Genomic DNA, 25,768 nt, shown 5'->3' with positions numbered 1-25,768 from the left:
ATTATTAGTATTTATGTGTAACTTTACCGTATTAGAACCTCATTTTTCCCGAACAGCAGTACTTTCCGGTAAATTCACCTTATATATCCAGCTTCAGCTGTGCCTCATCTTCTGCCTCTTCTTTAAAGTGTTCCACCTGTTCCGGATTAATGACCGGAAGTTCATCCAGAGACTGTACGCTGAATCTGCGCAGGAATTCCTCCGTAGTACCAAATAAAAGCGGCCTGCCCGGTGCATCCATCCTGCCGACTTCCTCCACGAGTCCATACTCCACGAGCTTGTTAACGGCATGGTCCGATTTCACCCCACGGATCTTCTCAATCTCAAGCTTCGTAACCGGCTGCTTATAGGCAATGATAGACAGCGTTTCCAGCAGCACGTCCGTCAGGACATATTTTTTCGGCTGCTTTGCTATCCGGATCAGATATTCATACACTTCTTTTTTTGTACACATCTGAAAAGAATCCCCAAGTTCAATAATACGAATTCCTCTATTCTCCTGTTCGTATCTGTCCATCATATTATGTATAATCTTTTTCGTTGTGTCCTCATCATGTTCAATCGCTGCAGCAATCTTACCCAGCTCTACAGAATCCCCCATTGTAAAAAGGATTGCTTCGATGATACCCTGCAGTTTTTCAATTTCCATATCCTCTTCCATCCCTTTCAAATCAGCGAGTCAATCATGATATCCCCGCATGTATCCTCCTGTTCTACCCGAATGGTCCCCATCTTCATCAATTCCAGTACTGCCAGAAATGTCACTACGACATGCATCTTGCTTACCTGCTGCTCCAGAAGCTGCCGGAAGCTGAACCTCTTATGTGACTTTGCATAGTCCTCTACATAATTCAGTTTGACAGGCAGCGGAACCTCTTCTTTCTCAATCTTCCCGAACTTACTTCTTACGGGATCTATCTTATCATCCTGCCGCCTCATGACCTCTTTGAATATACGGTTCAGCCTTGTCAGGGTCAGACCGTCCAAAAGCAGGTCTATATCTACCGGTTCCACATATCCCTTCACTTCCTCCGGAATCGTCGGGCTTTTGTAGAGAACCTGGTCTGCATCGATCTGGCGGTCTTTGAGTTCATACGCCATATATTTATATAGTTTATATTGAAGAAGCTGTTCCACCAGTTCCTTACGGGGGTCTTCTTCCTCTCCCTCCTCATTCACCTCTTTGGGAAGGAGCATTTTACATTTGATATCCAGCAGCGTAGCTGCCATTACAAGGAATTCACTCATGATATTCAGGTCTTCATGCTGCATATCACGGATATAATCCATATACTGGTTCGTTATCTCGACGATCGGGATATCATAAATGTCAATCTTATTCTTATCTATCAAATGTAATAAAAGGTCCAGCGGGCCTTCGAACACTTCTAACTTTACTGGTATTCCCATTCTTTCACTCTCCGGGTATTTTTTCGCACTGTATTTTATTATACGGGAATTCCCGCGATTGTACAAGTCATACTTAGAGGGAATCCGTGTTACGGCTCCCATCCTGTCAGCGTAGTGACAGGATGGGATTGAACAGTAACAGGTGGTCAGGATGGAATCAGTTCGATCACTACAACCTCGGCATAATTGCAGAACCTGAGATTGACTGTATGTGTTCCAAGCCCGCGGCTCACTGCTATGGCCTGTTCCCCTTCCACGGTCAGCTCCCCTGAGTACTTAGGGAAGAGTACAAATTGAGGCGTGATAATCCCGCCAAGGCCGGGGATACGGATGATCCCGCCATGAAGGTGGCCGGAAACCGTCAGATCTGCCCCCCAATTTTTATATGCCGGAAAAAATGCCGGATTATGTGCAAGCAGTATCTGGTATTTATCTGCTTCACTTCTTCCAATGCAGTCCTCTATATCCCTGGCTGAAACATCATGCCTCTTAAACTTCTCATATGTACTCATGGGAAGCTCAATCCCCAAAACCCTCACAGGAAGCCTGTCCATCATACACTCTGCCATCTCATTTTCCAGAAAAATAACCCCTGATTCTTTCAATTTATCCCTATATTCCCGGAAAATACTGTCTCCGTATTTCTGCGGATCCTCTTTCATGCGCTGTTCATGATTCCCGAGGCTGTAGTAAACAGGCGCTATTGACGGAAGCTGCGCCATAAACTCCATTGCTTCCTTATAATATACCTTGTCCTTACCTACAAGCATATCTCCCGGGACAAGGATCATATCAGGCTTTTCCCTGCGGACCGCGTCCAGAAGTTCCTCATTTTTTGTACCATACACTTTATTATGCAGATCTGCCAGCAGGATCACCTTTTTAGCCGAATCTAATGCTCTAAATCTGGGTACGTTTAACTTGTATCTGGTCACTTTAAAGAACTTAAGTTCGCGTCTCCCTTCCGCTATCAAGATCAGGAACAGCAGGAGGCACACGGCACACAAGATCAGAAGTGTCTTTATCATGATTTCATCCTCTCAGCTTTCACTTCTTCCGCTTTCTGAGATTTAACAATCTTAACCCCCGAACTTGTCCCCAGACGGTCCGCTCCCGCCGCAGTCAGTTTCTTCGCTGTCTCCAGCGTGCGGATTCCCCCGGATGCTTTCACTCCCATGACAGGGCCTACAGTCTTTCTCATCAGGGCCACATCATGTACCGTCGCACCTCCGGTCGAAAAACCAGTTGAAGTTTTTACAAAGGCAGCCCCTGCTTCTTTCGCAATCTGGCACACCCTGATTTTCTCCTCATCTGTCAAAAGACAGGTCTCAAGAATCACCTTTACGGCCGCATTGCCTCCTGCTGCTTCCACGACAGACTCGATATCCTGTTTCACATACTCCCATTCCCTGCTCTTCACCATACCTATGTGCACTACCATATCAATTTCCTGTGCGCCGTCATTGACAGCCGTAAGTGTCTCTGCCGTTTTCCCCTCAGTAGACATGGCCCCGAGCGGGAATCCAACAACCGTGCACACTTTCACATCGCTGCCTTTTAAAAGCTGTGCACAATAATACACAAAACTGGAATTTACACATACTGAACAAAATCCATATTCTATTGCCTCCCGGCAGAGTCTTTCCACTTCTGCCTTAGAAGCATCTGGTTTTAATATTGTATGATCAATCATTTTTGAGTAATCCATGTTCTCTCTCCTCTTAGTATACTTGTATACAATTTATTGTATTCCCTGTATCACTTAACTATCCTACCATTTTTTACTATGAAATTCAATTTTTTCTTTACACCGGAATGATGGTAACAGATTTATTGTTACTATCTGCACCGTGCCGTGCCCCCCGCTGCACGGCATCGGTCCGTGAAAGCCTTACGTCCGGAATCTGGACAGAACTTTTTTCAAATAGTCAGTAAATCCGGCTTTCTTTACATTCTTAGTAACAATAATATCGACCTTCCCGATTTCCTTACCATTTAATTCATAAATCAGGCTGCCTGCTTTGTCTCCCTTTTTCACAGGGGCATCCAGACTTTTTTTCATCTTTAATTTCTTTGTAATTCCGGCCAGATTGGCTCCGGTCGTATCCAGATAACTGAATGTGCTGCCATACTCACACGGCACACTTTCCTGTACACCGCCTTTTATCTCAATATCTTTCAAATTTCCGGGGTTCTCATCTTTGTATAACTGACATTTTCCAAATCCATAATTCAATAATGCGGTTGCATCCCTGAATCTGGCTTTGGAATCTTCAGCCGCCATGATAACTGCAACCAGTTCAATATCATTTTTCTTAGCCGAAGCAGATACACAGAACTTTGCAAGTCCCGTTGATCCTGTTTTCAGGCCTGTGGCATACTCGTACTGGCGCACCAGTTTATTCGTATTTGTAAGGCCGAATTCCGTTGTTCCCTTCTTTGTCGTGTGCGTGATATTCTCCATCCAGATCATACAGTAGTCGTGTATCTGGGGATATTTTGTGAGAAGCTCACGCGACATGAGAGCAATGTCTCTGGCCGTTGTCACATGCCCGTCTGTGTCAAGCCCGTTGCAGTTCACAAAGTGAGTATTCTCCATCCCAAGTCCTTTTGCACGCTCATTCATCTGTTTGACAAATTCTTCTTCACTTCCGGATATGTATTCTGCCATTGCCACACAGGCGTCGTTGGCACTTGCAACAGAAATGCATTTAAGCATTGTGTCAACGCTCTGGGTCTCCCCCGGCTCTAAGAAAACCTGGGAACCACCCATTGATGCGGCAAATTCGGAAGTGGTCACCTGATCTTCCAGTTTGATTTTTCCATCTGCTATCGCATCAAATATGAGCAGCATTGTCATGATCTTGGTTACACTTGCCGGAGGGCGTGCTGTATCTGCGTCTTTCTCATAAATGATTTCCCCGGTTGATGTTTCCATCAAAATGGCAGACGGTGCGCTGACTTCAGGCCCGGAAGCATCTGCCCCTTCTTCTGCTGTATCGTCTGGATTCTCTGCATCCGTTTCATCCTGCGCAGTCTGATCCTGCTTTTGAGTATCTTCATAGACAATATACTCTTTTGCCGGCATTGCATATACATTCTGTACACACAGTAATGCACTTAAAATTAACGCCAGGACTGATTTCATGAAAAAACTCCCTCTGCTATATCGTCTATTACCAATATAGTAAAGGGAGCCGGATATTAGAACCTGTTTTACAGAATTACAAGGGCAAACCGTCCTATGGCGTCATAGATATACTCGAATTCATCCATATCTCTCACCACAATGCCTTCCAAAGGATCGTGTATTGTAACCGTCCTGTTCTCCAGATCATAGCCGGTCAGTACTGTGCAGTGTTCATTCTCATACCAGTTGTAGCAGATTCCGTCCTGCTCGAACCCATCTTCATACAGCCATATATCATATGACATATACATTGTGCACCAGACAGCAGCGGGTATACCGTTTGCCAAATAATAATACAATTCCCCCAGACTCTTACCCGAAATATTTTCTGCATGAAGTTCAGAGTCATTTTCTTCTAGGAATCTCTCTGCTGTTCTGGCCAGAGATGGTGGAAAGCACCCCGCGCCCTCGTAAGAATAGGGGTTTCCCACATATCCATCTGCGAAATCCCCGGTTTCACTGTAAATGAGATATTCGTCTGCAATATCCGTCTTCCCCAGCTCAAACCCCTCATACATAAGGAGCATGGTCAGAGCGACGGACTCGCAGCCTGTCGGAAGCTCCGGTTCCTGATATACAATCGGCACCTCCAGCTGCCATGAATCCGGAAGCTCACCCGTTTCGATGATCATCATGGATTCAGCCAAATTCCGTTCAAGGGGGGGCTCCGGCACATCTATGTCTTCCTTTACAGGCAGTGACTCTCTTATGTCCTGGTATACTTCCATGCTTTTTTCATCACTCAGAATGAACCCCGAACTCCAGAAAATCATGGAAATGGTAAGCAACACCGCTAAAAAGAAGCTTATCACTCTTTTATATAATGTCATCTTTTGTGAGTCATCTCTTTTCTATGACGTCCGTTCCAAAGCAGTTATACCCTGACTGCACATTTTATCATGCCGTCCTCTTTATTTTCAAATATCTGGTAGGCTTCCATGATATGGTCCAGCGACGTCCGGTGCGTAATCATACATTCCGTATCAAGTTTGCCGTTTTCAATCAGCCGCAGAATCTCCTCACAATTAGAAGCATCTACACCTCCGGTCTTGAATGTAAGGTTCTTCCCGTACATCGACGGAAGAGGCAGAACCTGATCTTCTTCATACATCGCAACAACACCGACTACTGCATTTGGCCTTGCAATCCTCCAGGCCGTCTCAAAACTTTCCTTACTTCCGGCAACCTCCAGCACAGAATCTGCACCGCGCCCCTCCGTCATATCCCGAACCACTTTTTCCACATCATCCCTCAGGGGATTCAGAACAACATCAGCAATCCTGTTCTTTCGGAGAAGTCCCAGCCTGGAGTCATCAATATCAATTCCTATGATTCGGGAAGGATTATACAGGCCGACACATTTCATGACAGCAATCCCGGCCGGACCTGCACCAATGACGGCAACCGTATCTGAAAGCCTGATATCCGCCATCTTAGCCGCCCAATATCCGGTAGACAGCAGATCGCCTGTAAACAACGCCGCCTCGTCACTCACGGAATCCGGTATTTTGGTCAGGCAGTTATCAGCAAAAGGAATCCTGACATATTCGGCCTGTCCGCCGTCAATCCTGCACCCCAGCGCCCAGCCCCCGTATTTGTCAGTACAGTTATTGACATATCCTCTTTTACAGAAATAGCATTTGCCGCAGAAAGTCTCAACGTTTACAGCCACCCTGTCAGCCGGGCGGATTTTTTTGACATCATGTCCGACCCGTACAACCTCACCTACAAACTCATGCCCCAGAATGATATTTTTCCTTGCACGGGGCACGGCACCATGCTTAATATGTATATCGCTGGAACAAATCGTCGTCAGGGTGACTTTGACAAGTGCATCTGTATCTTTCTGGATATCCGGGATCGGACGGTCTTCAAGACGGATGATGCCATCGCCTTTATAAACAACCGCCTTCATATTCTTCATACACTTCTCCTCCTATCTTTAAAACATCTGCAAAAACGATTCTATTCCAAAATTGGATTCATTTTTCAGCCGTTCTTCCACCATGTTTTTATTGGAATCAGAATGTTCAATTTCCCTTGCATAACGTCTGGCGGCCTCCATGAGATCGCACATTGCTGCATCCCGGTCGGCCTTGCTTCTTTTGTTTTGAATCCATACGGCCCTGCTGATTTCCCTGATTAAAAGTGTCCCCATCAATGCAAATTTCATCTTGCTGTATGCCTGCCGGTCATAGACTGCACCGCAGAAATATGTATACACAAAGTACACCATCAGCTGCTCCCACTGTACATCAAATCCATCCGGTATTTCCGGCTGAACAGCAGGACCTGCCGTAAAAATTGTATCCTTGGCATTCTCAAGATATGAAGACCAGTCACCCTTCAATACTTCCAGTCCGTCTAAAACAGAGAATGCCGCCTTAAACGCTTTCATCCGCTTCTCTTCTCTTTTCCCGTCACGCTCGTATAAGGCCACCCTGTCCTCAAACCACCGTACAGCATTTTCGTTCTGGTATCTTTCGATTAGACTGTCGGCCTCATATAACGCATTTTTATCGATTCTCTGCTGCAGGTCATGGGCTAACGCAAGTACAAATGCAAACCGTACATTAATTCTGATATTCCGGTCCTGAAGGATCCTAAGGATCAGATCCCTTGCGTCCTCAAGCTTTGTGAAAAGGAGATAATCGAATTCTTCATATTCCTCATCCGCCATTTTCTCCACATCTTTTGTAATAAAACGTACCGGTTCATCACTTCCCAGAATCAGTTCAGCCGCTGCCGGACAGGACAGCGACAGAGAGACTTCCTTCAGCCCTTCAAACTCTTCGATATGCCGGGGATACATTCTGCATGTCCGGCAGAACATCTTGCTGCCGCCCTCCAGATACAGGTCGCACAGGTTATCCCCGTTTAAAAACGCACAACGTCCCTCATACTGCCGGAATGTTCCTTCTTTCCAGTCAATCTCGTTGTGAAGCCTGTTTCTTAAGATACCTTTCTGCCTCTTATATTTTTTCAGTGACCGGTCATCAATCACAATCTGCCATCCCGCACAGCAGGTGTCCGGACATTCTCCCGCAATGCATTTAAATCTGCTGTAATAATGCGGTGCTGTATACTGCATACTTCCATTCCCTTCTATAATAAATTCAAAAAATATATAGTGACATTATATCATTTTATCTTCCGGAAAAACAGTATGATGTTAAAAATCCAACACATACTAATATAAAAATGAAAGGAGATTTCAAAATGATAAATAATGAAGAACTTCCGATTGGTTTCACGATGGCCCTTGCACAACATTCAGATGCACTGAATCATTTTTCCCATCTTTCCAAATCAGAACAGGAAAAAGTCATTGACGGCGCAAAAGAAAAACACAGCAGGGAAGCAATGCGTGACTACGTGGAAAACATGTTCCAAGGATAGGAACAAAGGACTTCCGCCTGTGCAGGCAGTGCGGGAGTTTTTTTCTTGATTTTTCCTGATTCATATCGTAATATAATACGTGGGAAGTATAAATAATGGAAATTTATAAGGAGGACGCTATGGGAACCCGTACATATTATGACATTCTCGGTGTATCCAGAGAAGCAACTCTTGACGAGATTACGAGCGCTAAGAATGCTCTGGCTAAGGTATATCATCCGGATGCTAATATACATTCTAATATAGATACCACTGCTTATATGCAGGAAATTCTTGAGGCTTACCGGATTCTTTCAAACCCGGACAAGCGTAAAAAGTATAATCTAAAGCTTTCAGGCGGCAGAGAACGTGTTTTTAGGACTTATACAGTGGGGCCCGAGCCCGGGGAGGAGAAATCCACTTCATTTGTCACCTATTGGAATGCAGCCTGTAGACTGAATGAGATCGTATCAAAAAGCAGCAGTCTGATGGAACAGAATTCTAAACGGGAAGGACTTCCCCTTAAGATCTTTAAGAGGCTGGGGAGGCCGGACAAGATGGATGAAGATGTAACCGGGCAGTTGAACGCCCTCTCGCTTAAAGCGATCCAGTACATAACAACACTAAAAATGGCTGATATCCCTATGGCATACTGGCATCCGGATGCGATGAACTGGATTCTGGTACGCTGGGGGCAGAAACAGAATATGGACTACCGAACACTTTTTGCAAAGTATGACGCGCACATCGAGCATACGATGAGCAGTGCGGAAAAGATGAAGCTCCGCTCCCAGAGCAGGCAGTTTCACAACAGCTTAAAAAAACTGCTGAATTATGCCATTCAGTAGATAAATCTGATGAAAAAAGGATGAAATCTTGTATGAAAAGATTTCATCCTTTTTTGACCTGTTATTCTTCCACCTCGTGGTTTCTCAGACGGATATAATATATCCTGAGTTTTCCGACCAGCGCCGTCAGATAACGAAGCACAGGTTCAGTCGCGATTGAGAATACGACAAACAGCATAATACATTTCGTTGACATTCCTGTAATGGCAAAGAGCTGGTGCAGGAAGATACTGCAGAAAAGAAGCCCTATGATACTTCCGCCAACCACTGCTGTGCGGAGCACATTCATCGGGGCGCTGATCTTATACAGGATCATAAATCCTACAATCGCCAGCAGCATGGTTGCAGCCGTTGATATATCTGCCGCCTGAACGCCAAATGTCTGACCAAATACAACCAGTGCGCCTACCGCCAGAACATCTGTCAGTGCCGCAGGGAGTGCCTTAAGGAATACATTCGTCAGGAAGTGCCCCTTGATGATATTCTTGTTCGGCTCCAGTGCCAGGAAGAACGCCGGAATACCGATAGTAAACATACTAATCAGTGAAACCTGTGACGGCTCCAGAGGATAGGTTGTCACAAAGAAGACTGAGAACAGTGAAAGCAGGAAGGAAAAAATATTCTTCACGAGGAACAGGCTTGCAGAACGCTGGATATTATTAACAACTCTCCTGCCTTCGAGCACAACCTGAGGCATGCATGAAAAATCTGATTCAAGCAGTACAAGCTGCGATGCCTGTGCAGCCGCCTCACTTCCTGATGCCATTGCAATACTGCAGTCCGCGTCTTTCAGTGCCAGTACATCATTGACACCATCCCCTGTCATGGCAACCGTTCTGCCTTCCTCCTTCAGAACCTGGACAAACTGACGCTTCTGGTTCGGGGTCACCCGGCCAAATACAGTATGTTCAAGTACCGCACTGCGCAGTTCCTCTTCGGATTTAAGTGTGGATGCATCTATATAATTCTCTGCATTCGCTATCCCGGCCTTTTTCGCAACTTCTGAAACTGTAACAGGGTTATCTCCTGATATGACTTTCACTTCCACGCCCTGTTCTTTGAAATAAGTAAAGGTTTCCTTCGCTTCCTTTCTGACCGGATTCGCAAGAAGAATATATCCGAGCGGTGTCACGGCATTTTCCAGCGCTTTACCATCGATCTCGCCATCATATGTTCCGAATACAAGTACACGGGCACCTTTCGAAGCATATTCCGTAATTTCTTCCTCATATTCTTCATACTGGTCACGGAGTACAAACTCCGGTGCCCCCATCACGTAGACTACATCCTCAAAGGTAACGCTGCTGTATTTTGTCGCAGATGAGAAGCCGGTCTTACTCACGTACTTCTTCCCCGTCGTGGTCTGGAAATATTCCTTCACCGCCGCCATTGTAATGTTATCCTGGTCCATTGCCGCGGCGAAATCACCGATCAGCATGCTCAGTGGTTCCATCTTCTCACTGTCATAGCCGTCTGCCCTGACCACTTCCTGCACCTTCATTGTATTTTCCGTGATCGTCCCCGTCTTATCTACACAGAGCACATCCACACGGGCCAGTGTCTCAATACACTTCATATCATGCAGCAGTACCTTCTTCTGGGCAAGACGCACGGAACTCACCGCAAGCGCCACACTCGCCAGCAGATACAGGCCTTCCGGGATCATGCCTATTACCGCTGCGACCATAGAAGTAATGCTGGACTGAAAACCTTCCTGCTGGAAGAAAAATGCCTGAACAAAAAGCACGATCCCGATCGGGATAATCGCGATACCCACACATTTGACAAGCTTGTCCAGAGAACGGATCATCTCTGACTGTTCTCCCTCCTGCATCTCCTTCGCTTCTATGGTAAGCTTGGAAATATAAGAATCCATCCCTACTTTTTCCAGCCTTGCATGGCATTTTCCGGAAACAATAAAGCTGCCGGACATCAGTGAATCGCCTTTACGTTTGGTAATCTCATCGGCCTCTCCTGTCAGGAGTGACTCATTCACCTGCACTTCCCCTGCGCATACTTCTGCATCGGCACAGACCTGATTACCGGCCTTAAAGATAACAATATCATCCAAAACCAGTTCTTCCGCATCAATTACTGATTTTTTCCCGTCTCTGATAACCGCCGCATGCGGGGCATTCAGCATCGTCAGATTATCCAGAACCTTCTTGGCACGTACCTCCTGTATGATACCAATCAATGTATTCAGAATAATAACAGGCAAAAATGTCAGGTTCCTAAAAGACCCCGCAATGCATAAAAGCAGCGCCAGAATCGAAAATATTAAGTTAAAGTATGTGAATACATTATCGTGAATGATCTCCTTCGTGGACTTAGCCGGCGGATCCACCGCCTTATTGGTCCACCCGTGCAGCCTGTGTTCCTGCACCTGCTGGCTCGTAAGCCCTGCCTTATAATCCGGCTGGTACCTCGTGGTCGGAAGCCTCTTATCTTTCTTCTCCTCGACCACCTGTTGTCTTCTTTTTCTCTGCATATAATTTCATCCACCTCATTTTCAGCTGCTTGTCTTATGCAGTTGTTATATCTTACCAGAATCTTCTTCCGGTTTCTTTATTTTAACACACTGCTGTTTAATTTCCAGAGGCTTCATCAAATCTTTATAAATTCTTTTATAATTCGATATTTTTATGCCCGGTATCCTTGTTTTCTTACGCTTTTTCCATTATAATGATACGAGTATTTTAGAAAAGGATAAGTGTAGAATTAAAATTATGAGATTAAGAACTGTACTTGCAATTAAATGTGCCAAATGCACAAGCTATCTGATTAAAAAACTGAATAGGGGAAGCGGTGTGACTCTGCCGGGATATGTTGCCCGCATCATTGACCCGAAGATCCTCTCTGCCATGTCGGAGATGGTCCGGGAAAAGACAATTGTTACAATGGGGACAAACGGCAAGACTACGACTAATGCAATCCTGTACCACGCACTGAAGGCAGAAGGCAAAAAGGTTATCATTAACCGGACCGGCGCCAACATGCTCAACGGCATCATTTCTGCATTTGTTCTGTCGACAGACAAGCACTGCCGTCTGGATGCAGATTATGCATGTATTGAGGTGGACGAGATCGCGTCCGTAGGCGTACTGCCCCAGTTGAAGCCGGACTGCGCCCTGCTCACCAACATTTCCAGAGACCAGCTTGACCGTTTCGGGGAAGTCGACATCACATTCAATAAATTAAAGACAGCGGTCACAAGTGTCCCTGAGACTACCCTTGTCATCAATTGTGATGACGTCCTTTCCTATACGCTGGCGGCTGAAAGCAAGAATCGTTTTGTAACTTACGGTATCAGCGAGGAAATTTTTGACGATATTTCCCGTTCCGAGATCCGGGAAAGCATCTTTTGCCGGTCATGTGGCCAAAAACTGGAATATGAGTTTTTCCACTACGGGCAGCTCGGGATTTACCACTGTCCGAACTGCGGACTGAAGCGCCCTGAGCCGGATTTTACAGCCACCGGGATTGAGCTTCACGACGAATTGTATACCTTTATGATGGATGGGATGCTGATCCATTCAACGGCCCGCACGCCATATAATATTTACAATACATTATCCGCTTACGCAGCCCTGAACGCCCTGCAGGCTCAGCGGACTCATTTTCAGGAAATGATCGAGTCCTTCGATTATGGCAATAACAGGGAAAGCATTTTCACAATCAACGGAGCCCGGGTACAGCTCCACCTCGCCAAGAACCCGATCGGGTTCCAGCAGAAGATTTCGCTGGTGCTAAAGGATAAGAAGCCGAAGGATATCATCATCCAGATCAATGACACCTACCAGGACGGCGAGGACATTTCCTGGCTCTGGGATGTAGATTTCCAGTATCTGGCCGATGCACAGGCTGAATCAATTACAACCAACGGCACACGCCGGCACGACATGGGGCTGCGTCTGAAATACGAAGATATCCCCTGTGAATCCACGACGGATATGCGTTCCACAATCATCGGCCTTACCAAAAATGGCACAAAAAACCTGTACGTGATCGTAAATTATTCCGGTCTGTACAGAACCAATCACCTTTTGGCGGGTCTGGAAAAAGAAACACAAGGAGGGACACAGGCATGAAATTAACAATTGGACATTTATATCCCGACCTTCTCAACTTATATGGTGACCGTGGGAATATCCAGTGTTTCCGCAAGCGTCTCGAGTGGCGCGGCATGGAAGCGGAAGTCATTCCGTTTCTTTCCGGGGATTCCATTGACTTTTCAAAGCTGGATATCGTTCTGCTTGGAGGTGGTTCTGACCGTGAGCAGGAACTTGTCTGTGGACATTTAAAGAACATACAGCAGGATTTCAAGGAATATGTAGAAAATGACGGTGTTGTACTTGCCGTCTGCGGAGGTTACCAGCTTCTCGGAAAGTATTATAAAACTGACAAAAAGCTGATCGAAGGGCTTTCCATCCTGAATATCACTACGGAATGGGAACCGGAACGGCTGATTCGTAACATCGTATTGAACAGCCCGCTTTTTGATACACCGGTCGTTGGATTTGAGAATCACGGCGGACGTACCATGATTGGGGACCATACGCCATTTGGAAAGGTATTTTATGGTCTGGGCAATACCGGAAAGTCCGGTTACGAAGGAGTTGTATATAAGAATGTGATCGGCACATACCTGCACGGCCCACTCCTCCCAAAGAACCCACACGTATGTGATTACCTGCTTGAGCGGGCACTGAAAAAGAAATACGGGGATGATATAGCACTTGCCCCCCTGCCTGATGAACTGGAACATCAGGCAAACAGCTACATCGTGGACAGATACAGTGATAAAAAATACATCCTCAAAGAAACAATCAAGAGACACACCTAAAGAGGGCACACAGGAGCATAGGAAGAATATGTTTCTGTGTGTCCTTGTCTGTCTTCCGCCTCATTTTATCCATTTTAGCCTGATTCTGGCTGCACAATTGAGCGATTTTAACATTTGGACTGAAATTAATACTAGAGTCTAAGAGTGATTTTGTGTATAATAGAACAATATTGTTGTATAAGTTGGATTTATACCCCGATCAGTCCCACTTATACAGCAATATATCTGGGGGATAAAAAATATTGATTGGAGTGATTAAATGAGTAGTCCCAAAACTCAAAAGAGTAAGTTTGACCGGGTCCTTGGCAAAAAAGATGTATTTTCCATAGCTTTCGGCGCAATGATTGGCTGGAGCTGGGTGGTCATGGCAGGACAGTGGATCATGAAAGCCGGTACGGCAGGCGCCATGCTCGCTTTCGTAATGGGTGGTATTATGATCATGTTCGTAGGCCTGACCTACGCGGAGCTGACTTCAGCAATGCCCCAGTGCGGCGGTGAACAGATCTTCAGTCTCCGCGCACTTGGCCCCAACTGGTCCTTTCTCTGTACCTGGGCAATTATCCTTGGTTATGTAGGCGTCGTTGCATTTGAAGCGTGTGCACTTCCTACCGTGCTGGAATATATAGCCCCGGGAATCATGAAAGGCTACATGTATTCAGTCGAAGGTTTCGAGATCTATGGCACCTGGGTAGCCATAGGTGTCGTAAGTTCCATCATCATTACGATTGTGAACTATATCGGGGTAAAACCGGCGGCTTTCATGCAGGGTGTATTTACATTTGTTATCGTAGGAATCGGTATTGTCCTGATGTTCGGCTCTGCCCTTAAAGGAGACATCACACACACGAAGCCTTTGTTTGACAACGGATTTGGCGGCCTGCTCTCCGTAGCAGTCATGACGCCGTTCATGTTTGTGGGTTTTGATGTAATCCCGCAGGCAGCGGAAGAAATCGCCATCCCGTTCAGACAGATCGGCAAGGTAATCCTGATTTCCATCGCTTCTGCAGTCGCATGGTATGCATTAATCATTCTTGCAGTATCTTTGATGATGTCAAAAGGTGAAATGCAGAACAGCGTACTTGTAACTGCAGATGCCATGAAAAAAGCCTACGGCGGTTACAATATCATGGCAAATATTCTGATTATCGGGGGAATGGCCGGAATCCTTTCCAGCTGGAATTCATTCTTTATGGGTGGCAGCCGCGCCATATATGCCCTGGCCGAAGCAAAATGCCTGCCGGACTTTCTGACTAAGATCCATCCAAAATACAAAACGCCTTCCAATGCAGTCCTTCTAATCGGAACAATCTCCTGTATCGCCCCATTCTTTGGACGTGCCATGATGGAATGGCTGACCAACGCCGGAGGGGTAGGTGCCGTAACCGCTTATCTGATGGTATCTGTTTCTTTCCTTGTACTCAGGAGAAAGGAACCCCACCTGAGCCGTCCTTATGAGGTCAGGACACCCCGTTTTGTAGGATTCATGGCAATTGCATTAAGCGGACTGATGCTGGTCCTCTATATGCCGGGAATGCCGTCAGGACTCAACGTCCCTGAATGGATTATCATCGGGATATGGGCCCTGCTTGGTATTGTATTCTATGCTTACGCCAAACGTAAATTCCCGGAATTCGGCCGTGTACTGAACATAGACCTGAAAGAAGTACAAACCGGCGATGATTAAGCACACGGCGTCTGAGGGCATAAATTCATTTATCAGCTATCATACAGCCGCATAAAATAAGACGTATGGATTCCTGCCCGGCAGGCAGTCCATACGTCTTTTTTATTTCGATATAGGTCCGATCTTATTTTCTTTTTCTATATGCCTGTTTTACAGCCTTTATGAGCTGTATAACCGGCAGGTTTACTGCTGCCAGACCATACACAGTAAATAACTGTCCGATCGAAAGGGACTGTACTTTAAAGATACTGTGAAGCCCCGGAACCATCATCACACCGGTAATAAGCACCAGCCCGAGGACAAATGCCCCGATGAGGTAAATATTGTTGAAAAACCTCTTCTGGAACAGGACCGGATGATCCGATTTACAGTTAAACCCATGCACAAGCCTTGCCGTACACAGCGTTCCGAAAGCCATCGTGCTGGCCAGCAGGGCGTTCTGCCGGTATCCGATCATAAAAGCAATCATTGTTGTAATACCGATCGAAAGCCCCTCTGTACCGATCTTCAACAGAAAATCTTTCGTCAGGATGGATTCATTCATCGGACGCGGCTTCTCTTCCATCACATCCTCCGAATGAGGTTCCAGTCCCAGTGCAATCGCTGGCAGGCTGTCAGTCAAAAGATTGATAAACAGCAGGTGTACTGGTGCAAACGGAACCGGGAGTCCTGCGATTGATGCATACAGTACTGCCAGAATCGCACCAAAGTTACCAGATAGAAGAAACTGAATCGAATTTTTAATATTACGGTATACATTCCTTCCGTTTTCAACAGCCTTTACAATCGTTGCAAAATTATCGTCTGTCAGAACCATAGATGCGGCATCCTTTGACACTTCGCTTCCGGTAATTCCCATAGCAACACCGATATCGGCCTGCTTCAGGGCCGGAGCATCATTTACGCCGTCACCGGTCATGGATACGATATTCCCTTTTTCCTGCCATGCACGTACAATTCTGATCTTATGTTCCGGCGATACACGGGCATAGACTGAGATTCCTTCCACGAAATCTTTCAGTTCTTCATCTGACATATGGTCAATCTCGGCACCTTCACATGCCTCGGAGTCCTGTTCCAGTATGCCGATTCTCTTCGCTATTGCCGCAGCAGTGACCTTGTGGTCGCCGGTAATCATAATCGGCCGGATTCCTGCCTTCTTACATTCGGCAACTGCTGCTTTTGACTCCTCACGCGGCGGGTCCATCATGGAAATTAATCCTACGAATACCAAATCTGTTTCATCCTCAAGGGTCAGGTCACACCTGTCACCCGTCTCCTTATATGCAAATCCAAGCACGCGCAGGCCGCCCTTCGAAAACTCCTGATTCTGTGCTTCTATAATCCGGCGGTCTTCCTCTGTAAAGTCACGCACCTGATCGTGAATCTGAATAGACTTCATTCTGTTGAGAAGTACATCTACCGCCCCTTTTACGATCATAACATGGTTTCCGTCGATCGTGTGCAGGGTGGACATTAATTTCCTGTCACTGTCGAAGGGATTCTCGCTCTCCCTCGGGTATTTTTCTCTGGCATCCTGTGCAAATACGCCAAGTCTGCTTCCCAGATTAATCAATGCAGTTTCTGTAGGGTCACCAATTTCAACCCCATCCACATTTGTAGAATCATTACACAGCACACTGCATAAAAGCAGCATACTCTGTGCCGGACGCTTGATGTCGATCTGATCAACCGGTACTCTTGTCTCATTCACATAGTAATCTTCTACAGTCATCTTGTTCTGTGTCAGAGTCCCTGTCTTATCTGAACAGATAATGGACACACTTCCTAAACCTTCCACTGCCTGAAGCTTCCTGATAATTGCATGTTCCTTCGCCATCTTCTGTGTACCAAATGATAAGACGATCGTCACGATGGAGCTCAGTGCCTCCGGTATCGCCGCTACAGCCAGTGCAACTGCAAAAAGGAAGGCATCGCCGATATTACCGCCGCGCAGTACATTGACGCCAAACAAAATAGCACAGAACACAAGGATAATAATAGATAATTTCTGTCCAAACTGGTCAAGGTTAATCTGGAGCGGTGTACGCTTTTCCGAGGTACTCTTCAGAAGGCTTGCAATCTTTCCTACCTCTGTCTCCATCCCAATCCCTGTTACAAGGAAAGAGCCTCTGCCGTAGGTAACAAAGCTGCCTGAATACACCATGTTAATCCGGTCCCCAAGTGGTACCTCGCCACAGATCGTCTCTGTATTTTTTTCAACACCCAGGCTCTCTCCGGTCAGTGCACTCTCATCTACCTTCAGGCTCGCGCTCTCCAGCAGGCGTCCGTCGGCAGGGATATAGTCTCCGGCATCGAGCATGACGATGTCCCCCACTGTCACTTCCGCCGATGGAATCGGTATAATATTTCCGCCACGCAGTACTTTTGCCTCCGGGCCGGACAGTTTTTTCAGGCTGGAAAGAGACTGCTCAGCCTTTACTGTCTGTACAGTTCCCAGAATCGCATTGATAGTGATCACAATCAGAATAACCGCTGCACTCTCTGCATCACCAAGGAAACCTGAAACGACAGCGGCCACAATCAGGATAATCACGAGAAAATCCTTGAACTGCTCTAGGAAAATCTGTATGGTCGTCTTCTTTTTACCTTCGACCAGTTCATTCGGTCCGTACTTTTCCTGATGTTCTTTCACTTCCTCCATTGTCAGCGGCTCGAGAGTCCCATTCACCCTCTGCTTGCTCTCTTCACCGGAAATCTGATAAAATTCCTTCATGTATAATCCTCCATTTCTTTTGCGCAATCCTGATTCTCCCGGCAGAAACATTATCTGCATAAAAAAAGAGACTCTTATTGCACTTTATGTAATGCAATAAAAGTCTCACCAATTTAATCACGATACGGATGGACAACCATCGTACTGACGACATCGCGAACGCTGTATAAAAGCGCTAGTTACTCCCTTTTATTAAACTTAACTATAATACACGGGGAAAATTATGTCAAGGGAAAATCCTTTATTTACCAAGGCGTTCCGAGATTTCTTTTGCTTTTGGCGTATTTGCAACACCGCCCTCACCTGTCTCGCGCAGAGAAACATGCATGGATTCACCGACTTCTCTCATGGCGTCAATCACCTGGTCCGGCGGGATCCTGCTTGTAATTCCGGCCAGCGCCATATCCGCAGAAGACAACGCATTCACGGCCCCGATCACGTTTCTCTTCACGCAGGGAACCTCAACCAGTCCGGCCACTGGATCACATACAAGGCCGAGCAGGTTCTTCAGTGCCATCGCTGCTGCATGTACAATCGCCTCATTGTCCCCGCCTTTTAAATATACGAGCGCACCGGCAGCCATTGAAGACGCCGTACCGATCTCTGCCTGACAGCCTCCTGCCGCCCCTGCAATAAACGCACGAGAAGCAATCACCTGTCCAATACCGGCTGTCACATAAAGTGCTTTGATAATCTTATCTGCATTTATGTGTCCCTCCCTGTATAACGGCACCAGCACTGCCGGAATCACACCGCATGCCCCGGCCGTCGGTGCCGCAACAATACGTTTCATGCATGCATTAGACTCACCCATCTGGAGTGCCTGTACAATTACCCTTGAGACAAAATCCCCGCAGAGGGTGTCCCCCTTCTTCCTGTAATCTTCCATTTCCCCGCCCATGCCGCCTACCAGGCCACTGCCGGAAGATAACTTTTCGTCATAGTTATCACTGGCCCGCAGCATAGCGTCCCACATACCACGCATAGCCGAAAGGGATTCTTCCTCAGTAACCGTCCTCTCATTCATATCATCCAACAGCACGGCACGCCAGAACGGAAGCTTCTGTTCCCTGCAAAACTCATTGATTTCCTCCAAAGACTGATAAGCCATCTTAAGCGCCCTCCCCATCTATATACGTCACCCTCTGAATGCCCTCCTGCGTCTCCAGCCATCTGACTGCGTCCTCTGGCACCCTCTGGTCGATCTCAATCACCATAACGGCATGTCCGCCCTTCTTCCCCCTGTACAACTGAAGTGTCGCAATATTGATTGACGCCTCCGCCAGCATAGATGTCACGGCAGCCACATACCCGGGCTGGTCCTGATTATAAATAATCAATGTCGGGCTCTCTCCTGTACAGTTTACCATGATACCGTCCAGTTTATTCACCATAATTCGTCCGCCGCCCAGAGACGATGCCTGTACTTCCAAAGTCTTCCCATCTTCTCCCGTCACGTTCAGAAGCGCCGTATTCGGATGAGCCCCGACAATCTGTGTATTCTGAATGGTAAATTCCAGTCCTTCTTCCCGGGCAGCCGAAAAACTGTCCGGTATCCGCATATCATCCGGCTTCATCCCCAGAAGCCCTGCGACAATCGCCCTGTCCGTCCCATGTCCTTTTCCCGTGGCCGCAAAAGACCCGTGCAGCCCGATAGAAGCCTTTACAGGCCTGCTCCCCAGCAGAGTCCTGGTAATATACCCGATCCGCACAGCACCAGCGGTATGCGAACTCGACGGCCCAACCATGACCGGCCCTAAAATATCAAAAATATTCATACAAAAACCTCCAAAAATACCTGTATTCTCTCTCACGATTCAGTATACCAGACTTCCCGAAAATTAACCACTGTGAAATTCCATCCAGACTCAAAACGAAACTTAAAGCTGAAATCGAAAGGCTTTGAAGGACAGTACATTATTCATTTTTACTATTGAATAAAATATCAATAAGCCCATCCTTCGTAATAATGTCTATGCTTTTATTGCTGCCAGTTTTTATGTTTGTACGATTGTCTATATTCTTAGATTTCGTTTTAACGGTATATTCTGATTCTGTTCCACATAATGTTCCTTTTACTTGTCCATCCTTTGTTTTACACGATAAACTTTGTGTGACAGTCGTATCGTAAAAAAACACGTCCCCATCATTTGTATTTATAATCAGGTTTTTTAAAGTTATATCTTCAATTACTATATTTCCATCCATTGTCTGAATGGACAAATTACCATTATAATCATTAGGCAGAAACAATGTCAGCTTTACCTTCTTATACGAATCAGAAGAATATTGGTCACCAAAAATAAAAATCCCCTGATTCCTTTTTGACTCTTTTTCGACTGCCAGTACTCCTTTGCTTTCTTTAATCTTATATTTCTCACTCCCATCATCTGCGGAATAATAAGAAAGATATAACTGCCCATTGTCAGAATCACAGATTTCAACGGGAACATCCTCATCCTGTAAAACAATATCCTTAACTTTTGAAGAGGTAATATATGTTTCTTCTTTATAATCCGGAATTGTACCTCTTAAATGAAAACCTCCGCAGCCGCTCAACAGAACAGCGAGACCCGACCCCAATAGTAAAATCCTTTTTCTTTTCACTCTTATGCCTCCGTTTATTATCAATCCACTCCTTTTGACTGCTTACATTATACAGAATCAACCAGTTAAGAACTTCCTCTTTGTAGTAATCAATACGATTTTTGAAGTGTTTAAATTGGATTTCATAATTTTTATGATGTATAATAGAAAACGGAAGAGGTGACAGCATGGTCAAAATTGCAATATGTGATGATGAAATAAAAATAGCACATGAAATAGAATCTGCCATTCGACAGATGCCATTCAATAATATTGAAACAGAAGTCTTTTTGTCCGGCAGTGAATTAATTGAACATTACACATCCGCTGACAGATTCCATATTGTCCTGTTAGATATTGAAATGCCCTCTGCCAATGGAATTGAAACAGCTATGAGAATAAGAAAACTAGATTCCAATTTTATATTAGTTTTTGTTACCGCGTACAGGGAATACGTATATCAGGTCTTTGAGTCTCTTCCTTTTCGATTCTTAGAGAAGCCATTATCTTATGAAAAATTATTTGCTGTAATCAAAGATGCCCTTTATTATATAGAGGACACGAAAAGCTATTTCTTTTTTAAAAAAGGTGCCACTGTTCATCAATTATCTACAAAAGAGATTTTATATTTTGAAGCCGCAAACAGAAAAGTTAAAATATATACAGCAAACAGCGAAGAAGTCTATTATGGCAGGTTCAAAAATGTAATAGGGCAGTTAAACCCAAATTATTTTTTGCAAATCCATACTTCTTATATAGTTAATATGGAGTATATATCATCTTTTAGTGACAAAGCTGTAATTTTAACAAATCATATTTTGCTTCCTGTCAGCCTGAAGTATAAAGAAAATGCTCATTTAGGGCATCTTAAGTTCATAGAAAGGAGATGCGGGGAATGGTAGTATTTTTGCTGTTTTGTTATGACCTCTTATTATACTGCATCGATTTTCTTATCCTGACAAAATTTATGGATGCTCAGTACGGAGAGCCACGATGTACACATACACGGAGAAATATCTTGCTGATCTTAATTGCCGGGGTATCTGCTGCATTATTATGGAACAGCCCGTTTGGCGGAACTTATCCATTTTTCAGTGTTATTTTTAGTTTTGCGTTTTTAATTTTTTACGAAGGAAACCAACAAAAGAAACTATTATTTTCAGCAATCCAACTTGTAATATCCGGTTATTTGGTTATGCTTACCATTGCCTTATTGAGAAGTTTTGATGTAAATCTCAAATATATAAATATTAATTATTATATTTCTCTGGGCAGTATGCATTTTATTTTCTGGCTGCTCATTTTGCTGCTATGGAAATTAAGCCCCCGAAATCCCACCATACTGCCAAACAGATTTTTAAGTGTTGTATTGGCAATACCTGTTTCCAGTCTGCTTGTACTTTTCTTTTTCTTAATTCGGATAAACAATAATGCTGATATCTTGTTTTCCCTTGAAGTTCCGCTTCTTTGTGTTTTTATCTTTATAAACATTATGACTGCATTTATTTACTCTAAATTTTGTAATTTATTAAGCCAAAATAATGAAATCCTTTTATTGAAACAGCAATTAAATCTATCTGCACAGCATTTTCAGAATTTAACCGATTCTCAAGAAAAGCTGAAAGGGGTCCGGCATGATATGAAGAACCACCTACAGGCATTATTACTGATGTCAAAACAAACCCCTTTGCAGACAAGCGACATGCAGGTGTATATTAAAAAGCTCCTGTCAAATGTTAACGATACCTCACAAATCATTTCAACCGGAAATCTTGGAGTAGATTCAATTCTATCATTAAAAATTACACAAATAAAGGAAAAGCAAATCCCAATAAGCAGCAAAATCATAATGCCTAAAGGGATTCATATGTCTTTTGATGAAAGCATTATAGTGTTAGGTAATATTTTAGATAATGCATTAGAAGCCTGTGAAAAACTACCACCCGAAAACAGATGGATTCGTCTAGAAATTAATTATGTACAACAGGCTCTTTTCATTCGTATATCTAACCCACTTCCAACATGGAATCAAAAGATTCCCGTGGATGAATCCGAACATGGTTTTGGACTAAAAAATGTCCATACTGTTGTTCGAAACCATAATGGCACTATGAATATCAAACGTGATAATGAAGTATTTTCCATAAAAATTGTAATGTACAATATATGAATGAAAAGGCAATTCCACTCAATACTTAGGAATTGCCTTTTTATGTTCTGCCATCCGTTGCGTCAGTATCCCTCACTGGTAGAGAACTTCCAGATAACGAATTTATTCTATTGACCGGATGAACCAGCTAAAGTCAATGTGAGTCCGGGAGCCCGTGGGACATGGCCTGTTGGTGAAAAGTCCGTTAAGCAAGCAGTAGAAGGTGTTAAAGAAAACGGAAGGAAAAAGGAGGGCAGAATTTACTTTCAAAGTAAATTCTGTTGCCGCCTGAGGCACAAAAACATCAGTTTTTGAGCTGAATGCGGCATATACCTCCATTTTCCTTCCGTTTTCTTATACAGCTTCTATGCGAAGCGTTCGGGACTTTGAACCAACAGACCATGCCCCACGGGCTCCCGGGCTCACATTGGCTTTAGCGTCCGTCGTCCGCTCACGAGACTAAAGCTCGTTCACTAATTCTCGTTCTAAACTACCCCCTGTGCCATCATCGCATCTACTACTTTTTCAAATCCGGCAATGTTAGCCCCTACAACGTAGTTTCCTTTCACGTCATATCTCTCTGCAGCATCAGCCATGTTATGACAGATGTCTACCATGATTCTCTGGAGTCTGCTGTCTACTTCTTCAAATGACCAGCTCAGTCTTTCGCTGTTCTGTGACATCTCCAGTGCAGAGGTTGCAACTCCGCCTGCATTTGCAGCTTTTCCTGGAGCAAATAGAACTCCGTTTGCCTGCAGATATTCAGTTGCCTCTAATGTCGTCGGCATGTTTGCGCCTTCTGCTACTGCTAAACATCCGTTAGCTACCAGTGCTTTCGCATCATCAAGCAGCAGTTCGTTCTGTGTCGCACACGGGAGGGCAATATCGACTTTTACAGACCATAAGCCTCTTCCCTCATGATACTCTGAATTCGGGCGGTACATCTTGTATTCTGTCAGCCTTGCACGTCTTACTTCTTTGATTTCCTTTAATGTCTCTACATCGATTCCGTCCGGATCGTATACCCAGCCGTTGGAATCACTGACTGTTACCACCTTTGCACCTAACTGCTGTGCTTTCTGTGTCGCATAGATTGCCACATTTCCTGATCCGGAAACAGCTACCGTCTTGCCTGCAAGCTCGATTCCATTCAGTTTCAGCATTTCCTGCGTCAGGTAAAGAAGGCCATATCCTGTCGCTTCTGTACGTGCCAGGGAACCGCCGTAGCTTAATCCTTTCCCTGTCAGCACACCTTCGGAAAGGCCGCGAATCCTCTTATACTGTCCATACATATAGCCAATCTCTCTTGCACCTGTTCCGATATCTCCGGCCGGTACGTCGGTATCCGCTCCAATGTATTTACATAATTCTGTCATAAAGCTCTGGCAGAATGCCATCACCTCCCTGTCTGATTTTCCCTTAGGATCGAAGTCGGAACCACCTTTTCCTCCGCCGATCGGAAGTCCTGTCAGAGAATTCTTGAAAATCTGCTCAAATCCTAAAAACTTTATAATTCCAAGGTTTACGGATGGATGAAGACGAAGTCCGCCTTTGTAAGGCCCGATCGCACTGTTAAACTGAACACGGTATCCTGTGTTAACCTGTACCTGACCGTTGTCATCAACCCACGGCACACGGAACTTTAACTGTCTCTCTGGCTCTACAAGTCTTTCAAGAAGGGCATCCCTGCGGAATTTCTCCTCATTTGCCTCAACTACCACTCTTAAGGATTCCAGTACTTCCTTAACTGCCTGATGGAATTCAGGCTCTGCCGGGTTCTTCTTTACTACCAATTCGATTACTTCATCAACATATGACATCTTTCTTTACCTCCTGGAAAATAAAATCGGAAGGACAATGCCTACCGTAATTTGACTACATTGTCTACTCGTTATATTTTATATACTCAATGCAGTTTTGTCAATCAGGAATTTCATATTTTTTACAGCTTTATCACTTTATTCCAATAAACGCACTAATTATATTATGGAATGCCGTCAAATCCAACACATTGCTTTATCTGGACTTTTTCACTGAAATATGCTTAAAAAAAGACAGTTCAATATCCTGATAAACGAAATTTCTTTTATGATATAAAAAATCCATTTTGCAGGAAATATCTTTCAATTATTCATTTTCACTTTTTAAACTATTGAAAAAAATAAATCTGTCCGTACTTTTCCATTCCTGACCGGCCTGTGTCATCCGGGTCAGCGTGGTCTCTTCCCGGAGTTTTTATGACACTGCTCCTCCCGTATCACAAAAAGGCGCCATGAACCCTCGTTCATGACGCCTTTGCCATTACAGTTATATAGTATAAACCAGTTTATTCCTGCAGTCAAGAATTATTTTCCAGTTTATTCTCGCTTTCCATTGCTCCGTCTATTTTCTGTTTTTCCCTTTTTTCGCGGACAACTGTCCACATAAAATCCATTAGGTAAAGTATAATTAGCAGTGTTCCTGCAATGCGGCCAATACGGAACGGTATTGCATTTACTATCCGTACAACAAAACCGTGAAGGACTCCAAACAGCAGAACTGTATACAATCCCCATGCGAGTGTACTTTCCAGACAAAGAATGCCTTTATAATTGAAAGGCTTGTCCGTATAATCCCACCAGATCTCGCCAAATATCCTCTCCATAATCCTTGCTGTAATCCATTCTATCATTGTTGCCAGAACAGCTCCCAGTAAAAACAAAAGAAACTTGTTATGGCTGTATGGACTCAGGAGCAGATACACAGTCAGGGCACCCACACCGTATATCGGGCAGATCGGCCCTCTTGAAAAGCCACGGTTCGTCAGCTTCCTGTTACAGATTGACATATAGACAGATTCTACAACCCATCCCAGGATACTGTATGCAAGGAACCAAAGCACTATATGATACATGTCATATCCCAAAATCATCTTGTCCCACATTTTCATCACTCCATTTT

The 25,768-nt window shown here is 44.8% G+C and carries 22 protein-coding genes; 7 read left to right on the top strand and 15 right to left on the bottom strand.

Translation table 11 applies throughout. The features are described from left to right. Positions 1 to 79: 79 nt before the first annotated feature. From scpB to fliB, 8 genes are all read right to left on the bottom strand, one after another. Entirely contained in the window at positions 80 to 649 is a 570-nt protein-coding gene (gene scpB / locus DWX43_RS02890; protein WP_109730561.1) for an SMC-Scp complex subunit ScpB, read from the bottom strand. A 17-nt stretch (positions 650 to 666) separates the two neighbouring features. Further along, on the bottom strand, positions 667 to 1,410 hold the full coding sequence (locus DWX43_RS02885) for a segregation/condensation protein A (RefSeq protein ID WP_118618662.1): 744 nt from the start codon (positions 1,408 to 1,410) through the stop codon (positions 667 to 669). 146 nt (positions 1,411 to 1,556) lie between these two features. Then, positions 1,557 to 2,438, bottom strand: coding sequence for a metallophosphoesterase (locus tag DWX43_RS02880; protein ID WP_118618660.1), 882 nt, complete (start codon positions 2,436 to 2,438; stop codon positions 1,557 to 1,559). Beyond that, on the bottom strand, positions 2,435 to 3,118 hold the full coding sequence (deoC, locus tag DWX43_RS02875; protein ID WP_109730252.1) for a deoxyribose-phosphate aldolase: 684 nt from the start codon (positions 3,116 to 3,118) through the stop codon (positions 2,435 to 2,437). The genes DWX43_RS02880 and deoC overlap by 4 nt, the downstream gene beginning before the upstream one ends. Positions 3,119 to 3,301: 183 nt before the next feature. Next, complete coding sequence (locus DWX43_RS02870) at positions 3,302 to 4,558, bottom strand: D-alanyl-D-alanine carboxypeptidase family protein (RefSeq protein ID WP_118618658.1); 1,257 nt, start codon at positions 4,556 to 4,558, stop codon at positions 3,302 to 3,304. A gap of 68 nt (positions 4,559 to 4,626) precedes the next feature. Beyond that, on the bottom strand, positions 4,627 to 5,430 hold the full coding sequence (locus DWX43_RS02865; protein ID WP_118618656.1) for a C39 family peptidase: 804 nt from the start codon (positions 5,428 to 5,430) through the stop codon (positions 4,627 to 4,629). A 44-nt stretch (positions 5,431 to 5,474) separates the two neighbouring features. After that, positions 5,475 to 6,524, bottom strand: a complete 1,050-nt coding sequence (locus tag DWX43_RS02860) for an alcohol dehydrogenase (RefSeq protein WP_243099236.1) — start codon at positions 6,522 to 6,524, stop codon at positions 5,475 to 5,477. An 18-nt stretch (positions 6,525 to 6,542) separates the two neighbouring features. Then, positions 6,543 to 7,691, bottom strand: coding sequence for a flagellin lysine-N-methylase (gene fliB / locus DWX43_RS02855; RefSeq protein WP_118618654.1), 1,149 nt, complete (start codon positions 7,689 to 7,691; stop codon positions 6,543 to 6,545). 128 nt (positions 7,692 to 7,819) lie between these two features. On the opposite strand from fliB, the gene DWX43_RS02850 reads away from it, so the two are divergent. Next, positions 7,820 to 7,999 (top strand): hypothetical protein, encoded by a 180-nt coding sequence (locus DWX43_RS02850; RefSeq protein ID WP_109729289.1) that lies wholly within the window; start codon positions 7,820 to 7,822, stop codon positions 7,997 to 7,999. A gap of 95 nt (positions 8,000 to 8,094) precedes the next feature. Continuing rightward, positions 8,095 to 8,826, top strand: a complete 732-nt coding sequence (locus DWX43_RS02845) for a J domain-containing protein (RefSeq protein WP_330405212.1) — start codon at positions 8,095 to 8,097, stop codon at positions 8,824 to 8,826. Positions 8,827 to 8,887: 61 nt separating this feature from the next. Here the strand turns inward: DWX43_RS02845 and DWX43_RS02840 are convergent, their stop codons facing one another. Beyond that, complete coding sequence (locus tag DWX43_RS02840) at positions 8,888 to 11,317, bottom strand: cation-translocating P-type ATPase (RefSeq protein WP_109729287.1); 2,430 nt, start codon at positions 11,315 to 11,317, stop codon at positions 8,888 to 8,890. Between the two features lie 238 nt (positions 11,318 to 11,555). Between DWX43_RS02840 and DWX43_RS02835 the strand changes: the two genes are divergently transcribed. From DWX43_RS02835 to DWX43_RS02825, 3 genes are all read left to right on the top strand, one after another. After that, on the top strand, positions 11,556 to 12,917 hold the full coding sequence (locus DWX43_RS02835) for a MurT ligase domain-containing protein (protein WP_109729286.1): 1,362 nt from the start codon (positions 11,556 to 11,558) through the stop codon (positions 12,915 to 12,917). Then, positions 12,914 to 13,672, top strand: a complete 759-nt coding sequence (locus tag DWX43_RS02830) for a glutamine amidotransferase (protein WP_109729285.1) — start codon at positions 12,914 to 12,916, stop codon at positions 13,670 to 13,672. The genes DWX43_RS02835 and DWX43_RS02830 overlap by 4 nt, the downstream gene beginning before the upstream one ends. 259 nt (positions 13,673 to 13,931) lie before the next feature. Then, on the top strand, positions 13,932 to 15,356 hold the full coding sequence (locus tag DWX43_RS02825; protein ID WP_118618652.1) for an APC family permease: 1,425 nt from the start codon (positions 13,932 to 13,934) through the stop codon (positions 15,354 to 15,356). Between the two features lie 124 nt (positions 15,357 to 15,480). On the opposite strand, the gene DWX43_RS02820 is transcribed toward DWX43_RS02825, so the two are convergent. From DWX43_RS02820 to DWX43_RS02805, 4 genes are all read right to left on the bottom strand, one after another. Then, positions 15,481 to 18,093, bottom strand: a complete 2,613-nt coding sequence (locus tag DWX43_RS02820) for a cation-translocating P-type ATPase (protein ID WP_118618912.1) — start codon at positions 18,091 to 18,093, stop codon at positions 15,481 to 15,483. Between the two features lie 241 nt (positions 18,094 to 18,334). After that, on the bottom strand, positions 18,335 to 19,204 hold the full coding sequence (gene sdaAA, locus DWX43_RS02815) for an L-serine ammonia-lyase, iron-sulfur-dependent, subunit alpha (RefSeq protein ID WP_118618650.1): 870 nt from the start codon (positions 19,202 to 19,204) through the stop codon (positions 18,335 to 18,337). Position 19,205: 1 nt separating this feature from the next. Next, positions 19,206 to 19,871 carry an L-serine ammonia-lyase, iron-sulfur-dependent subunit beta gene (sdaAB, locus tag DWX43_RS02810; RefSeq protein WP_109729282.1) on the bottom strand — a complete coding sequence of 222 codons (666 nt, stop codon included), beginning with the start codon at positions 19,869 to 19,871 and terminating at the stop codon, positions 19,206 to 19,208. 139 nt (positions 19,872 to 20,010) lie between these two features. Further along, a complete protein-coding gene (locus DWX43_RS02805) occupies positions 20,011 to 20,700 on the bottom strand; it encodes a DUF4097 family beta strand repeat-containing protein (RefSeq protein ID WP_182440604.1) in 690 nt (229 codons plus the stop codon). Positions 20,701 to 20,867: 167 nt separating this feature from the next. On the opposite strand from DWX43_RS02805, the gene DWX43_RS02800 reads away from it, so the two are divergent. Beyond that, positions 20,868 to 21,581, top strand: coding sequence for a LytTR family DNA-binding domain-containing protein (locus DWX43_RS02800; RefSeq protein WP_118618646.1), 714 nt, complete (start codon positions 20,868 to 20,870; stop codon positions 21,579 to 21,581). A 116-nt stretch (positions 21,582 to 21,697) separates the two neighbouring features. Further along, complete coding sequence (locus DWX43_RS02795) at positions 21,698 to 22,849, top strand: sensor histidine kinase (RefSeq protein WP_182440603.1); 1,152 nt, start codon at positions 21,698 to 21,700, stop codon at positions 22,847 to 22,849. Positions 22,850 to 23,313: 464 nt separating this feature from the next. Here DWX43_RS02795 and gdhA read toward each other — a convergent pair whose 3' ends face one another. Next, entirely contained in the window at positions 23,314 to 24,648 is a 1,335-nt protein-coding gene (gene gdhA, locus DWX43_RS02790; protein WP_109729278.1) for an NADP-specific glutamate dehydrogenase, read from the bottom strand. Positions 24,649 to 25,166: 518 nt separating this feature from the next. Next, positions 25,167 to 25,751 carry a putative ABC transporter permease gene (locus tag DWX43_RS02785; RefSeq protein ID WP_118618642.1) on the bottom strand — a complete coding sequence of 195 codons (585 nt, stop codon included), beginning with the start codon at positions 25,749 to 25,751 and terminating at the stop codon, positions 25,167 to 25,169. Positions 25,752 to 25,768: the final 17 nt, after the last annotated feature.

Origin of the sequence: Clostridium sp. AF19-22AC (genome assembly GCF_003479085.1) — a bacterium.
GTDB lineage: Bacteria > Bacillota > Clostridia > Lachnospirales > Lachnospiraceae > Faecalicatena_A > Faecalicatena_A orotica.
The sequence above is the reverse complement of the archived record's forward strand: the minus strand, read 5'-3'. Positions and strand labels throughout refer to the sequence as shown.